Origin of the sequence: Nostoc sp. ChiVER01 (genome assembly GCF_034531155.1) — a bacterium.
Classification (GTDB): Bacteria; Cyanobacteriota; Cyanobacteriia; order Cyanobacteriales; family Nostocaceae; genus Nostoc.
Genome location: NZ_JAVRBS010000026.1, coordinates 70,250 through 84,996, shown reverse-complemented (window position 1 = coordinate 84,996; position 14,747 = coordinate 70,250). Strand labels below are relative to the sequence as shown.

12 protein-coding genes are annotated in these 14,747 nt (G+C 40.6%); 2 read left to right on the top strand and 10 right to left on the bottom strand.

Translation table 11 applies throughout. The features are described 5' to 3' along the window. Window positions 1–401: 401 nt before the first annotated feature. From RMY00_RS27380 to RMY00_RS27350, 7 genes are all read right to left on the bottom strand, one after another. Complete coding sequence (locus tag RMY00_RS27380; protein ID WP_322650553.1) at window positions 402–1,043, bottom strand: DUF4360 domain-containing protein; 642 nt, start codon at window positions 1,041–1,043, stop codon at window positions 402–404. Between the two features lie 544 nt (window positions 1,044–1,587). Next, complete coding sequence (locus RMY00_RS27375) at window positions 1,588–2,223, bottom strand: DUF4360 domain-containing protein (RefSeq protein ID WP_322650552.1); 636 nt, start codon at window positions 2,221–2,223, stop codon at window positions 1,588–1,590. A 1,117-nt stretch (window positions 2,224–3,340) separates the two neighbouring features. Further along, window positions 3,341–4,075, bottom strand: coding sequence for an HAD family hydrolase (locus tag RMY00_RS27370; protein ID WP_322650551.1), 735 nt, complete (start codon window positions 4,073–4,075; stop codon window positions 3,341–3,343). A gap of 159 nt (window positions 4,076–4,234) precedes the next feature. Further along, on the bottom strand, window positions 4,235–5,323 hold the full coding sequence (locus RMY00_RS27365) for a 30S ribosomal protein S1 (RefSeq protein ID WP_322650550.1): 1,089 nt from the start codon (window positions 5,321–5,323) through the stop codon (window positions 4,235–4,237). A gap of 295 nt (window positions 5,324–5,618) precedes the next feature. Then, on the bottom strand, window positions 5,619–5,726 hold the full coding sequence (locus RMY00_RS27360; protein ID WP_084227385.1) for a photosystem II reaction center protein T: 108 nt from the start codon (window positions 5,724–5,726) through the stop codon (window positions 5,619–5,621). Window positions 5,727–5,834: 108 nt separating this feature from the next. Then, complete coding sequence (gene psbB / locus RMY00_RS27355) at window positions 5,835–7,364, bottom strand: photosystem II chlorophyll-binding protein CP47 (RefSeq protein ID WP_322650549.1); 1,530 nt, start codon at window positions 7,362–7,364, stop codon at window positions 5,835–5,837. A gap of 591 nt (window positions 7,365–7,955) precedes the next feature. Then, a complete protein-coding gene (locus RMY00_RS27350; protein ID WP_322650548.1) occupies window positions 7,956–8,282 on the bottom strand; it encodes a hypothetical protein in 327 nt (108 codons plus the stop codon). 567 nt (window positions 8,283–8,849) lie between these two features. Between RMY00_RS27350 and RMY00_RS27345 the strand changes: the two genes are divergently transcribed. Together RMY00_RS27345 and RMY00_RS27340 are read left to right on the top strand one after the other, a co-directional pair. Then, on the top strand, window positions 8,850–10,502 hold the full coding sequence (locus tag RMY00_RS27345) for an ABC transporter substrate-binding protein (protein WP_322650547.1): 1,653 nt from the start codon (window positions 8,850–8,852) through the stop codon (window positions 10,500–10,502). A 137-nt stretch (window positions 10,503–10,639) separates the two neighbouring features. Further along, on the top strand, window positions 10,640–11,665 hold the full coding sequence (locus RMY00_RS27340; RefSeq protein WP_322650546.1) for an ABC transporter permease: 1,026 nt from the start codon (window positions 10,640–10,642) through the stop codon (window positions 11,663–11,665). A 15-nt stretch (window positions 11,666–11,680) separates the two neighbouring features. Here the strand turns inward: RMY00_RS27340 and RMY00_RS27335 are convergent, their stop codons facing one another. From RMY00_RS27335 to RMY00_RS27325, 3 genes are all read right to left on the bottom strand, one after another. Then, the gene (locus tag RMY00_RS27335; RefSeq protein ID WP_322650545.1) at window positions 11,681–12,286 is read right to left on the bottom strand and encodes a hypothetical protein; all 606 of its coding nucleotides are present in this window, start codon (window positions 12,284–12,286) and stop codon (window positions 11,681–11,683) included. An 81-nt stretch (window positions 12,287–12,367) separates the two neighbouring features. Then, window positions 12,368–13,483 carry an ABC transporter permease gene (locus RMY00_RS27330; protein WP_322650544.1) on the bottom strand — a complete coding sequence of 372 codons (1,116 nt, stop codon included), beginning with the start codon at window positions 13,481–13,483 and terminating at the stop codon, window positions 12,368–12,370. 92 nt (window positions 13,484–13,575) lie between these two features. Next, window positions 13,576–14,457, bottom strand: a complete 882-nt coding sequence (locus tag RMY00_RS27325) for an Npun_R2479 family HD domain-containing metalloprotein (RefSeq protein WP_109009623.1) — start codon at window positions 14,455–14,457, stop codon at window positions 13,576–13,578. Window positions 14,458–14,747 lie beyond the last annotated feature (290 nt).

The following is a 14,747-nucleotide window of genomic DNA, read 5'->3' as shown; positions in this document are numbered from 1 at the left end:
AATACCCTCAGGAAATTTTCTCTTTTGTAGACGCACTCGCGTTCGATTTACTGTTCAATAATGAAATGGTAGGTCTGACCCCCCACTAAATTGATTCTGACTCCTGAATTCTTACTTCTGAGTTTTTATCCAATTCAGAATTGCAGTCATAATAATCCTTGAAAAAATTCAAAATCACAGATAAATATATTTTACCTATCCAACAATGTATGTTTGGTAAATTGTGATTTTGATATATTTCTCAGCTAATTTGACTTGACCTAGTTATTTATCAAGAGATAGAGTCCAAGATTTCTTCAAAGCGATTAGAAGAAATCTTTCGATAAGTTGGTAAAGCAGCTTTTGAGATTTAAGCTTTTGGTAAAAATTAAATACAATAACTAACTATGCATTTAAAAAACCTAACAAGGATTAAACTCAAACTTGACTTGGAACAATACAGGGCCGATTGTTGTGTCGATTGTATCAATTCGGACTTGGGTTTCTAAACCTTTAGGTTTACTTGGTACATTTGTAGCTCTTGCTATCACAGTTGAATTGATACCAAAAACCGAACTCGCTGGATTCTTACATGCATTTATTGTATTTAATACAATACCTACATCTTTGCTCCAATTATCTGAGAAGCCAGCATTAAACTTTTGGTTTGGATTATCGTTAGTTGGAACTTCTTGACCTTGAAAGAGTATTTTTACATTTAGGTCAGCACTGCCTCCTTTAGGCACATCTGCAAAGCCATTATATAGGACGTTAATCGGCTGAACGTTAAATCCAGAAGGTACACTCAGACCGATCCGCAGATTGCAGGATGCTGATACAGTTTGAGGACGTTGAGCTTTAGCTTCAAATGCAGAAAATGTTATTGAAAGGGTATCTCCATTCAAAACTCCCTGTATTTTTCCCGGTGGGCAACCACTTCCCGAAAAACTTACTGGAACATTTTGAAGCTGAAATCCTTCTGTTTGAGCCTGTACCTGAGATAAACCCACTAGATTTAAACTCAGTAAGGTCAAGCTGGAAATAATGCCAGTTAAAATTTTCATGTTGTTAGACTCCGCGAAAACGTTTAATTTTCTGTACAAATTAGCTGCAACTTTAAATTCCCTAAGACTCTTCCTTTTACACAAAATAATTTTAACCACCGATCTCTTTGGTATTTGGGGAGTTATAGCAGTTCTTAATTGTCTACAATACGTTTTGGTTAAAGCAGACAGAAATCGCATAAAATAATTAATTTCTGATTTTGAAATTATTTAAGATCAGCGTATTTCATTTATTTAAGAATTGCCATTTTGTAGCCAATACAGTTTTTCCAAACAAAGAGCCAGAGATTTCTTCCAATCGCTCTGAAGAAATCTTTGGATAAGTTTGGTAAGCAATTATAGAGAATGTTTTAAAAGGGTATTTTGCTCTCATGATAAAGCACGCCCAAGTGTCTCAGTACATAGCTGAAATCTTATTTGTTCGTCGCAGTTGAACTGAGCCAGAATAGTAAAACTATACATTCCGGAACTTTTAAAACATCCTCTTATATGTATCAGCTTTAGTAAACAATTAAATGCAAAATTAACTATGCATTTAAAAAAATTAACAAGGCGTAAAAGCAAACTTGATTTGGAACAATACAGGGCCGATGGTTGTGTCTATTGTATCAATTCGGATTTGGGTTTCTTGGTTTACAGGTATATTTGTAGCTCTTGCTGTCAGATTTGTATTGATACCAAAAATCGAACTCACTGGCTTCTTACATGCATTTATTGTACCTAATGTAATACCTACATTTTTGTTCCAAACATCTGAGAAGCCAGAGTTAAACGTTGCGTTTGGATTATTGTTAGTTGGAACCATTTGACCTTGAAATAGCACTCTAACGTTCAGGTTAGCATTACCCCCTTTAGGCACATCTGCAAAGCCATTATATAAAATGTTAATCGGCTGGACGTTCAATCCAGAAGGTACATTAAGACCGATCCGTAAATTGCAGGATACTGATACAACTTTAGGAGGTGCAGCTAAAGCTTCAAACTCAGAAAATGTTACTGAAAGAGTATCTCCATTCAAAATTCCCTCTGCTGTTCCCTTTGGGCAACCATTTCCGAAAAGAGTTACTGGAACTTTTTGAAAAGTAAATCCCTGTGGTGTTTGAGCCTGCACCTGAGATAAACCAACAACATTTAAACTCAATAGTGTCAAGCTGGAAATCAGACCAGTTAGAATTTTCATATTTTTCGACTCCGCAAAGACGTGTAATTTCTGGACATGAGCTGCAACTTAAAATTCCTAAGATACTTCTACGCAAAGGAATTCTACCCAGCATCCTGTTTGAGGTTTGGGGCTTTTAGCAGTTATTAAATATGTATGTGCAATACGCTCTGTTAAGGCAAACAGAAACATGATAAAACAATCAATTTCTAGCTCAGAAATTAATTATTTATCAGCGTATTTCACTTATCAGACAAGAATCCAGGAGTTAAAATTGGCAATCTAGAATTTAATTCTGTACAACTGGGGTAGCTACCCTACGAGCAGATGAATAAATGGTTTAAGGCGGCGACTAAATTGCTCGCGTAGCGTCTCCAAAGGAGAAGATTTAGTGGTCAACGACAAATAGGCGGATCTTAATTTCCCACTAATTTATTTTGACTCCTGAATTCTGATTTCTGAATTTTTCCATTGAGAATTGTTCTTCTAACAAGCCTCAAAAAAATAGTAAGTTATCTGAGAAATATTTTATATCTATCTAAAGGAATAGATAAAGTAAATTTTAACAAACTATTACGGGAAAGCACTTAGGCATGTAGCATTCGTGAGAGGTTAAGGTAGCTACTATTTGTCAATCAGCAATAGTACTTAAAATCTTGCTAGAATCGGGCTAAAATTGGGGTTAAAAACACAATTTTGAGCAGGCGATGCCTATGGCGGGCTACGCCTACGTGTAATTTCGATACGCATCTTTTATTCTTGATCCATTGCTTTAGTACAAGAGTTAATTTCATATCTCTGCTTGTTCCAAATTTCCAGCATAATTTTTAATTGACAAAAATAAGATTATCTTAACCTCTCACCGATGGGTTATGTAGCGGTGAGACAGCACTCTTGGTATTTCTCTCAGTAGCTATTTGCTCTACTTAGGGAGGCCCCAAGTAGAAGAGGTAGTTGGTTCTAGGGGTTGCTCCCGTTGTAACAACTGCTCTCAAATGACGTCAGACGATTGCGAACTCGGTAGGTAGAGACGCCCTTACGTAACTAACGCAAGCCTTACGAGCATCAGTGCTTGTCGTCAGACATCGCTATTACCTATAGATCCTTTCAACAGCTATTTGGCGTCGTTAAAGATAAACTAATCTTTTAAAATCTGGATTTCATCAAGTTGATTAATCACTACATCTGCACCTCGGACATTATCCGACTTACCCACCCAAGTGATACCAATACAACCTGCGGCTTTAGCATCACACGCCATTTGCATATCACCAACGGAATCACCTACCATCAATGTAGTGCCTGGTTCGACTCCCAAAGCTTGGCAAGCTTGCAAAAATAGCACTGGATCTGGTTTACTCGGCCCGTCATCTACTCCCATTTCCAGCTGAATATAATCACCTAACTGATGATTAGCTACAAAATTATGTACTTCATCAGTTGTCGCAGCAGAGAGGATGCCGAGTTTCAGCCCCCCTTCTTGAAGGTATTTCAACACCTCTAAACTACCCACAAAAAGCGGTGAAGGAGTTTGATCGATATATTTTTCAGCTTCATCCAAAGCTTGACGGGCAATTTTTAAACACTCAAACCAACCTTTTCCAGTTTCAGCAATATACGCTGCGGCGGCGATTTCAGTTTCGCGGCGACTTGCTACGGATACTATACCTGCCGGGTCGAGGGTGTTACTATTAACGCCAAATGCCATTAATAGCGGTTCCCCAATACCGGGAAATTGTGCGTCTATCAACCTTGCTGCTCTTTGTGCAAGCGATCGCAAATACGTTTCTGAATCTTCTAGAGTACCGTTTTTGTCAAACAAAATTGCCTGGATATTATAAAAAGTGATGTTTCTACATTTAATAGTTGCCATAATATTTCATTCCATTTATTTAGTTAAAAGTGAAGAGTTATTAGTGTTTATGTTTAACTCTTAATTGCTCCCAATTCTTCACATAAAAAAAGAGGGTTTTTCCCTCTTTATAGAATTATTTAATACTCTTACTTACAAATAAGTAAAACTATAAATGTATTATTCTTCAATAGCTGCTGGAATTCCTTCTTCAGTTTCCGTTGCTGCGGGAATATCTTCTTCAGTTTCCGTTGCTGGTGGAATATCTTCGTCAAGTTCAGCTGCTGGTGGAATATCTTCATCAAGTTCCGTTGCTGGTGGAATATCTTCTTCTGCTACAACTTCAGTAGAAGCAGCAGTAGCACCTTGTTGCTTGGCTAGCAACTGTTCACGATATTTAGCAGCCATTTCTTCTGCTTTATCGTAGACCAAATCCCGGTTTTTAATCATGTCGCCTGGTTCTGGTTCTAGCTGCTTGGTAGATAGGGAAATCCGACCCCTTTCTGCATCCAAATCAATGATCATAACTTTTACTTCATCATTGACATTGAACACGCTATGAGGTGTATCAATGTGTTCGTGGGAAATCTCAGAAATGTGCAGTAGACCACTGACGCCGCCAATGTCGATGAAAGCACCGTAAGGCTTGATGCCACGAACTGTACCAATTACTACTTCGCCGACTTCTAGGCGGTTCATCTTACGTTCAACCAGCGCCCGACGATGAGATAGAACTAAGCGGTTGCGTTCTTCGTCCACCTCTAGGAATTTCAATGGCAAATCTTCGCCAACCAATTCTTCTTTAGGTTTACGGGTACTGATATGAGAGCCGGGGATAAAGCCACGTAATCCCTCAATCCGTACTAATGCTCCACCGCGATTGGTTGCAAATACGCCAGAACGGACAGTAGCATCTTCTGCTTGCAGCTGTCGCACGCGCTCCCAAGCCCGCATATACTCAATACGGCGAATGGAAAGGGTTAATTGACCATCTTCGTTTTCATCGGTAAGGATGAAAAATTCCCGCGTTTCGTTTGACTGTAAGACTTCTTCCGGGCTATCTACCCGGTTAATAGACATTTCTTGTATAGGAATATATGCTGCGGTTTTAGCACCAATGTCAATCAGAGCGCCGCGCGGCTCTATACTGAAAACTGTTCCTGGGACAACATCACCAGGGCTAAAATGATAATCGTATTTGTCAAGTAGAGCAGCGAAATCTTCGTGAGTGAATCCAATTTCTGTAGCGGTTAAATTCTGATTGACCATGCTGATTTGTTCCTGGTTCTAGTCTCCGTAAAGGTTGTGCGACAAGCGCGATGTGCTATGCAAACAGTTTTATGGCAGCTTACATTGACATCCATTTTCATCCTAGCGCAGAAAAGCTAGTATTAACACATATCTACTCCCAAGATTGGAAATTATATCACAATCTAAAAATGATTGGTTAATTCACTTAGTAGTTAGAACTAAAAAAGGACAGATACAATAATATCCGTTGCTACTAAGGATCGTAGCAACGGATACTAAGATTAAATCCGCTTAAAGGTCTGGTATATAGGATTTACTTATCTTTTGGTTTCTCAAAACGAGGGGGTTCGCGAAATGCGATCGCAAAAAAGAGAGTACCTATACACAGAGTAAAAATCAAGATGTACGCAACGCTTTCCATATTACGATTTCCTGCCTATCCAGCTAGTAATGAGGGATTAGGATTGGGTGCTGGGTATTAGGGACTGGAAAAACTTTTCCCAGTCTCCATTCCCCAGTTTCCTGTCCTTTAAAGGGCTTCCTTCCGGCGGGTTGACTTGTCACCCACTTTCTGGAATAGACCCCACTCAACTTGCTCTTCTAGATCGGCATCAACACCAGCAAATACGTCTCGGTAGATTGTCCGAGCGCCATGCCAGAGGTGACCAAAGAAGAACAAGAGAGCAAATACTGCATGTCCAAAGGTAAACCAACCTCTAGGACTGGTGCGGAATACACCATCAGAGTTCAAGGTTTCTCGGTCAAATTCAAAGATTTCACCACCTTGAGCTTTCCGGGCATACTTCTTCACATCAGCTGGTTCTGTAAAGGTTTGACCATTCAGATTGCCACCATAGAAGCTGACGGTGACGCCAGATTGCTCAAAGCTATACTTAGATTCTGCCCGACGGAAGGGAATATCAGCGCGGACAATTCCATCTGCATCGGTCAAAATAACAGGGAAGGTTTCAAAGAAGTTGGGGAGACGACGCACGGTCAATTCCCGTCCCTCAGAATCTTTGAATACGGCGTGACCTTGCCAAGACTGAGCAATGCCATCACCCTTAACCATCGGCCCTGTACGGAATAGACCACCTTTAGCGGGGCTATTACCGACGTAATCATAGAAAGCCAGCTTTTCGGGAATCTGCGACCAAGCTTGCTCAAGGGTTGCACCTTGGGCAACACTTGTTTGGACGCGTTGCTGAATTTCTTGACGGAAGTAGCTTTGATCCCATTGATAGCGGGTTGGGCCAAACAATTCGATGGGAGTAGCGGCGTTGCCGTACCACATAGTACCAGCAACAACGAAAGCAGCAAAGAAAACTGCTGCAATACTGCTAGAAAGTACTGTTTCAATGTTCCCCATCCGTAGGGCTTTGTAGAGCCGTTCGGGGGGTCTTACTGTGAGGTGGAATAAGCCTGCAATAATACCAACAACTCCAGCAGCAATGTGGTGAGCCACAATCCCACCAGGGTTGTATGGGTTAAAACCATCAGGGCCCCATTCTGGTGCTACTGCTTGCGCGGCTCCAGTTATACCGTAGGGGTCAGAAACCCACATGCCTGGGCCAAATAGTCCGGTGAGGTGAAAAGCACCAAATCCAAAACAAAGCAGACCAGATAAGAACAGGTGAATGCCAAACATTTTTGGCAAGTCTAAGGCAGGTTCACCAGTGCGGGGATCTCTAAAGAGTTCCAAATCCCAGTAAACCCAGTGCCAAACGGCAGCTAGGAACAAAAGACCGGAAAGAACGATGTGAGCCGCAGCAACACCTTCAAATGACCAAAAGCCAGGATCGGTTGCTGGGCCACCAGTAACGTTCCAACCACCCCAAGATTGGGTAACGCCCAAACGTGACATGAAGGGTAGAACGAACATCCCTTGACGCCACATGGGATTGAGAACCGGATCGCTAGGGTCAAAAATAGCCAGTTCGTAGAGTGCCATCGAACCAGCCCAGCCTGCTACTAAGGCTGTGTGCATTAAGTGTACAGAAATCAGCCGCCCTGGATCATTCAGAACGACTGTATGTACTCGGTACCAGGGTAGTCCCATCGACTACGCTCCTCCTCGATGAGTTAGTTTACAAAGCAATTTTCTTACTGAGATTCTAAGGAACGAAACTCGCCACTCAGAAAACTCTCTCTTGTTTTTTGTTATTGCCACAGCCAAAACCTTACCACAGCTTAGTCTTATAAGTTAGACAGTGCGGTTGCTTTGGCAATGCTTACTCGCTTCGGGAGGTTTACCTTGTAGGGTAGCCACCGCAAGCAAAAATGAGAATGTTTTAAAAAGTGTAACTATTGATGGAATTGTTTGCAAGCGTGTAAATTGATGCGATCGCGTAGCATGTCCAAGTTTTTTCGCTACCAATCGCTATCGGAGATTAAATTTTCTTATCTTTTCTTTACGAGGGGAGGACGGGGCAGAGCTGGATAAGGAGTAGAGGGAGTGGGGGGACGAGGGGGATGAGGAAGCAGAGGGAGCAGGTGAGCAGAGGGGACAAAGGGACAAGGGGACAAGGTGACAAGGTGACAAAAGTTTAGAGCTTCCAACAAGTCTTTCCCCTTGTCCCCAATTCTCCTTGTCCTTAAGTCCTCTTTCCCATACCCAATGCCCAATTCCCAATGCCCCATGCCCTACTATTTACTGAACCACCAAGTGGATGTTTTGTAGTTGACATTTCGCCTCAGCCGTACCCAGGCGTTCAATTACCTGTTCAGCGCTCATTAATCGCTTGAGTACTACTTGGCCTATGGTCTGACTGGCAATTTCTGGTGTTGTTGGCTTCACTTCGACGGTTAAAACGGCTTCTTCAACTCGATAAAGCCATAGCAATTCGTTTTGTTCTACTAAACAAATGTTCATTCGTTGAATATCTGGTTGGCGGCGCCATGCAGTTATTTGCCAGAGTCCATCAGATGCCCAGACTCTCGCAACTGCCCATCCTTCAGATAGAAAGAAATATTTCACGCTCTTAGTCTCACTGTTTAAACTTTCAATCTGTTGTTTACAATATCGCGATCGCTTTATTCGCTGATGTATAAACACTCTTATTTGTTAAGTAAAACCATGTAGCTGTTCTCTACGAAAAACAACGCCACGATTGTCTGTACCCAAGTAGCAACAGGCAAAGTTTTAATGTACACTACTTGACCTACCGTCAAAGCTTAACAAATCTATTCACTAGTAATTATGAATTTACGACAAATTTAGTAAATGTTTAAAATCTTAATTAAATAAAAACCTTTCATTATTTAACGAATGCCAAGTTTATCTTTTGGTTAATAGTTTTTTGTAATAAATAGTGCAATCGTACACGAGCAATAAATTTAACTATAAGTTGAGTAGTCTACACAAATTTTTGAGGTAGTTGCCAATTCAGTCATAATATCGAGTAAGTTTTTTCATATCTGGCTGTAAGTTATCTATATGCATATATTTAGCCACACGCATTAACGTAACTAATTGTAAAAATCAACCACAATAGTCACAAATGTAGTAATATTGCTGACCTCTGATATCAAGTATTTTATCGCTATGACCTGGTTTTCTTTGTCCGTGAAACGGTGGGGTCGGATTACACAATTCGTATCTTTGTTCTGTCTATGTTTATTTTTAGTTGTTAGCTGCGCTCCTCGTCCACAGACTACTACACCCCCATCGGGTTCTGTAAATAGCCCTACAGGTGATGGTCGTATTACTATAGGTACAACAGCAAAGCCGAGAACCCTTGATCCGGCTGATGCTTATGAGTTAGCATCCTTAGGTTTGGTGTTTAATATGAGCGATCGCCTCTACACCTACGAACCAGGAAGCACGGAAATTAAACCCCAGCTAGCTACAGCATTACCGAAAGTTAGCCAAGATGCCTTAACTTATACTATTCCCTTACGTAAAGGAGTAGTTTTTCACGATGGGACTCCCTTTAATGCCCAAGCAATGGCGTTTACCATCAACCGCTTTATTCAAAATAAAGGGAAACCTTCATTCTTACTAGGTGATGTAGTAGATTCGGTAAAAACTACAGGCGAGTATGAGTTAACCATCAAGCTGAAAAAGCCCTTTGCAGCGTTTCCTTCATTGCTGGCGTTTCCTGGCGTGTGTGCTGTTTCGCCAAAAGCTTACGAACTTGGTGCTGGTAAATTTAAGCCGAATATTTTTGTGGGAACTGGGCCTTACAAATTAGGACAGTATGGTACTGATTCAATTCGATTTGATGTGTTTGATAAGTATTGGGGAGAAAAACCAGTTAACAAGGGTGTTAACCTGCAAATTCAAACTAGTCCGGTTAATTTATTTAATGCTTTCCGTACAGGCGCAATCGATGTAGCTTATCTGTCACTACAGCCAGATCAAAATCGTAGTTTGTCAGAAGGTGGTAAAAAAGGTGATTGGCAAGCGATCGCAGCTGAGGGTAGTGTAGTAAGTTATCTGGTATTAAACCGGAATCAGCAGCCTTTAGATAAATTAGAGGTAAGACAAGCGATCGCGTCAATAATTGACCGTCCCCTGTTAAATGAACGGGCGTTACTTGGTCAAGCAGATCCGCTTTATAGCATGATTCCGACAACATTGAAAGTTTCTGTGCCATTATTTAAAGAAAAATACGGTGATGCTAACTTTGATCAAGCTAAAAAATTGTTAGCTACTGCTGGTTTTTCTAAAGAGAATCCGGCAAAAATACAAATTTGGTATCCTTCTAGTTCACCTACTCGTAGTTTGGCAGCACAGACGCTCAAATCTCTTGTTGATGCCAAAATGGATGGAATACTTCAATTTGAAGTCACCCAAGCGGAAGGGCCAGCCTTCTTTAAAGATATTTCCAAAGGTTTATATCCAGGAGCTTTACTTGATTGGTATCCAGACTTTTTAGATCCAGATAATTACGTCCAGCCATTTTTGACTTGTGATAAAGGTTCAGTTGCTAAAGGATGCGAAGATGGAGCCAGTCAAACTCAGGGTTCGTTTTACTATAGCGAAGCCATGAATAAACTGATTGATCAGCAACGCAAAGAACTAAATCCCGAAGCGCGTCAGAAAATTTTTGCAGAAATTCAAACGCAAGTAGCTACTGATGTACCTTATGTTCCTTTATGGCAAAGCAAAGACTACGTATTTGCCCGAAATGGTGTGAACAGCGTACAACTTAACCCTACCCAAATTCTGGTTTATCAGACAATTAAAAAGTAGTCATTAGTCATTAGTCATTAGTAATAACTATTGACCATTGACTTTTGATTCTTAAGTAAAATGTTTTATGTTCAATATATATCTAGTTAATAGCTGAATAGTTCCAAAAACTGCATTTATATAATTTTGAATTGCTTATGTCTCGTTCTAAAGCTTTACAATATTACATTGTTTCTCGATTGCTTCTCGCGCCACTTCAGCTATTAACAATTATCACCATTGTATTTCTCTTACTAAGAGCAACACCAGGAGATCCAGCAGATGCAATTCTCGGTGGACGTGCGCCAGAAGCTGCTAAAGAAGAATTGCGAAAACAACTAGGTTTAAACCTTCCTCTGTGGCTACAATATCTCAATTATTTAGGAAATTTGTTGCGTTTTGATTTGGGAAGTTCTTTGTTGAGTCGGGGAGAGAATGTTTGGGACATAATTGGACAATATTTCCCAGCAACGGTGGAGTTAGCAATATGTAGTATGGCGGTTGCACTCATTATTGGAATTGCGGTTGGGACTCTTTCAGCTTCTCGTCCAGGGACATATTTTGATGTTGGTGGGCGCTTATTTGGTATCATTACTTACGCACTCCCCATGTTTTGGGCGGGAATGCTTTTGCAGTTGATTTTCTCAGTCCAACTAGGTTGGTTTCCCAATTCCAACCGCTTTCCGCCTAATCTTCCGGCTCCCACTACTGTCACTGGACTGTATACAATTGATAGCTTACTCGGTGGAAATTTTACTCAGTTTTTCACATCTTTGCACCATCTTGCCCTACCGAGTCTCACATTAGGAATTTTACTCAGTGGGATTTTTGAGCGAATTGTAAGAGTGAATTTAAAGCAAACCTTGCAAGCAGATTATGTAGAAGCCGCTAGAGCCAGAGGTATTGGTGAAAACAAGATTTTAGCCTCTCATGCCTTAAAAAATGCGCTAATTCCAGTAATTACAGTCTTGGGATTAACCTTTGCTTCTCTGTTAGGTGGGGCAATTTTGACAGAGGTAACATTTTCTTGGCCTGGGTTAGCTAATCGACTGTATCAAGCGATCGCCGATCGCGATTATCCCACAGTCCAGGGAGTGCTAGTATTTTTTGGTGCGATCGTTGTAAGTGCAAGTATTTTGATTGATATTTTAAATGCTTATGTAGATCCCAGAATTCGATATTAAGCTGTTTGATATTTGTTAACCTTCTTGATAAATACCACTGGCTAGAATACCAAGAATTTTATTCACATCTTTGAGATAATATTCGCTTAAATCAATTGTCAATGTTTGTTCTTCTAGTTTGAGGAATTGCCAAATACTGCCCGTTGTGACTGCTCCATAAACTGTTTTAATCTCAGTTGCAGCTTGCTGATTAAAAATTTGGGCTGCTACCATTTCTGCTGCACACTGACCTAAACCTGCATTAATATTTTCTTTTTTAGCTTCTACAACTGTAATTACTGGTGCTGTTAAAATTAGAATTTCTGGAGATTTAGTAATAATAAAATCGCAAGTGCCGTTTAGTCCTTTACTATTATCGACAGTAAAATCTACCCCAGAAAATAAACCAATTTGTTCTCGTAATTGTCGACGTAAATCAACTAAAATTGGAGCAATAATTAACTCAGAACGAGCTTTTTCACTATTACTACCTAAAGCGATCGCCAGGTTATAATTGAGTGTTTCTACAAGTAAATTACTTGCAGCTAATTCAGGAGCTTCGGCGAAAATATCACGTTTTTCTAATGTAATTAAACTAAAGTCTTGTTTTGCTTTAGCTAAACTAAACTCGCTGTAGGCCATAGAACTACTACTCCGTTTAGTTTCTAATTGGAGAATACACACCCAATTTTTGCACAAATATCAATTTCAGCTTCTAAACGCTTATCTTCTCAAACTACGAGGATCAAGTGCATCTCTTAAGCCATCCCCGAGTAAGTTGAATGCTAACACTGTAAGGATAATCAGCACAGCTGGTGGCCAAATTAACCAAGGTTGCAACACCAAAATTGAAGCATTGCTAGCCAGAGAAAGCATATTTCCCCAAGAAGGATCTGGTTGTTGTATTCCCAAACCGATGAGACTCAGTATTGCTTCTGCACCAATAAAGCTAGGAATTGCGAGAGTAGCAGAGATAACTACATAACTAGCCGTTTGCGGCAAAACGTGGCGGAGGATGATATAAATTGGGTTCGCGCCCATTGCGCGCGACGCTTGGACAAATTCTCGCTCTTTAATTGATAGTACCTGTCCTCGAATGACCCGTGCTAAACCAGCCCAGCTAATAACCGAAGTAATTACTACAATCAGCAAAAAGCGCTGGGTACTGCTTAAACCAGGTGGTAAGACTGCTCCTAAAGTCACCAAAAGATAAATACTAGGGAAAGTCATTAGCACTTCTGCCAAACGCATAATGACGCTATCAGTCACACCGCCGAAATAGCCAGAAATTCCGCCGATGATTAAACCGAGGGGGTAAGTAATAATAATGCCAAAAATCCCGATAAACATACTGATGCGACCACCATGCAGCAAGCGACTGAATTGGTCGCGGCTTTGGTCATCAGTGCCCAAGATGTTGAATTTTGCCCCAGTTGTTGTGCCAAATAAATGCCAATTTAAGGGAATACCAGGAAAGATTGTAACCTCATCCCACTTTGGGGGTAATGGCAAACTCATCTGCAACAATCGGTATTCTGGCCCAGAGACAAATAGACGTAGGGGTGAGGGTTTCGTCAAGTCTACAATGAGTTCGCGATCGCCTGTTTCTAAATTCGTGTCTCCCTGAGTTGTCGGGTAAATATAAGGCCCAACAAACTGCCCTGACTTAGAAACCCAATGTATCTTAGTTGGTGGCAGCAGTGAACCATTGGGCTGTGAAGCATAAGGGTCATAAGGAGCCACGAAATCTGCTGCAATTACTGCGATGTAGAAAATTAACAGCAAAATTGCCCCAAATCGTGCCAAAGGATTTTTCTTCAGTCGTCGCCACCAATCCATAATAGTTAGGAGTTAGTAATTAGGAGTTATGAGTTATTAAACTTTTATCTTAATTCATAACTCCTGTACAGAGGCGATTAATCGCGTCTCTACTAATTCCCAACTCCTAATTTCTCTAAATAGCGCTGCTGTTCTTCCTGTTGTTTTTCATGTTCTACAACAAACACGTTTGAGTAGAGATTAGCCAAAATTTGTTTTCCCTGTTGTGTCAGTGATAGATAATGCAGCCCCTCTTGGATATAGGGATAGACGCCATTCCAGTAAAACTTAGCGTAGTTATTACGTAAATCAGCAGGGGTTTTATAACCTAAAACTTTATTTACTCCAGTTTCTTCAAACTCGTAAAATAAAGAAGTAATTTTCTTCAGATAACGCGGGTCGCTTAGTTGACCAATCAAATCAGCAGCACGGACTAATCCGGCAAAACACCTTGTATCTTGATGATCTTCTGCCGCAGGCACCGGAAATCGAGTCAATTCAATATTGCTCTTAATTGCTTCAGCATCGATTAACTTGTGACCTCCAAAACGCTCATCAATAAAAAGCTTGGCTCTATCAACATGATACGGCGTTAGACTGGCATCAGAAGCGCCAGGAGCTACAGAAATCATTTTGCCATTTTTACCTGTGGAATATAAATTTGCTGTCTCTCGGTCTTGTCGGCAAACTCCCTTAACGTAGCCAATATCATGAGACACCAAAGAAATGATACAATGCAGCCAATCTTCACTGGAAACACCACCTTCTCTAATGTGTTTGCCACGTAAGATTTCTTGCCCCACAAGGGTTACAAGTACTGTGTGTTCAACATTATGATAAAGAGCATCGCTATTGGCAATATTTTCTAAAGCCATGTTACCAGCCCAGGCGATGATATCCTGATAATCATTTTTGAAGCAGCCGTAGGTGCGACGGTAACCTTCTCGAATTTCATTTACAAAGGCATCAATTAAAATTTCAGTGGCATTGAACATATCTGATTACTCTGGTAAATACCAATTATTTATTGATTTGATTTCAAAATTCCATAATCAGGCTTGGAATTTAACCTCACTTTTATTCGTTTTTCCTTCTAGGCCAGAGGGTTAAAAACCTGATTATTTCATTGCTCCCCCGTTGAGAGAGAGGCTGGGTTGGAGAGGTTCGTGGAACTCACATGAATTTAGGACAATATATTTTGCTCATTTGTAACTCATGTGTAGCTGTGGACGCTAGCTTGTCCTATGCTTAAATTGCATGGTATGGAATGGTTTCCTGGCGACAC

Excerpts from the sequence above, each read along its gene's own strand:
- RMY00_RS27380 (WP_322650553.1), bottom strand. The coding sequence starts at position 1,043 with ATGAAAATTTTAACTGGCATTATTTCCAGCTTGACCTTACTGAGTTTA.
- RMY00_RS27375 (WP_322650552.1), bottom strand. The coding sequence starts at position 2,223 with ATGAAAATTCTAACTGGTCTGATTTCCAGCTTGACACTATTGAGTTTA.
- RMY00_RS27370 (WP_322650551.1), bottom strand. The coding sequence starts at position 4,075 with ATGGCAACTATTAAATGTAGAAACATCACTTTTTATAATATCCAGGCA.
- RMY00_RS27365 (WP_322650550.1), bottom strand. The coding sequence starts at position 5,323 with ATGGTCAATCAGAATTTAACCGCTACAGAAATTGGATTCACTCACGAA.
- RMY00_RS27360 (WP_084227385.1), bottom strand. The coding sequence starts at position 5,726 with ATGGAAAGCGTTGCGTACATCTTGATTTTTACTCTGTGTATAGGTACT.
- psbB (WP_322650549.1), bottom strand. The coding sequence starts at position 7,364 with ATGGGACTACCCTGGTACCGAGTACATACAGTCGTTCTGAATGATCCA.
- RMY00_RS27345 (WP_322650547.1), top strand. The coding sequence starts at position 8,850 with ATGACCTGGTTTTCTTTGTCCGTGAAACGGTGGGGTCGGATTACACAA.
- RMY00_RS27340 (WP_322650546.1), top strand. The coding sequence starts at position 10,640 with ATGTCTCGTTCTAAAGCTTTACAATATTACATTGTTTCTCGATTGCTT.
- RMY00_RS27335 (WP_322650545.1), bottom strand. The coding sequence starts at position 12,286 with ATGGCCTACAGCGAGTTTAGTTTAGCTAAAGCAAAACAAGACTTTAGT.
- RMY00_RS27330 (WP_322650544.1), bottom strand. The coding sequence starts at position 13,483 with ATGGATTGGTGGCGACGACTGAAGAAAAATCCTTTGGCACGATTTGGG.
- RMY00_RS27325 (WP_109009623.1), bottom strand. The coding sequence starts at position 14,457 with ATGTTCAATGCCACTGAAATTTTAATTGATGCCTTTGTAAATGAAATT.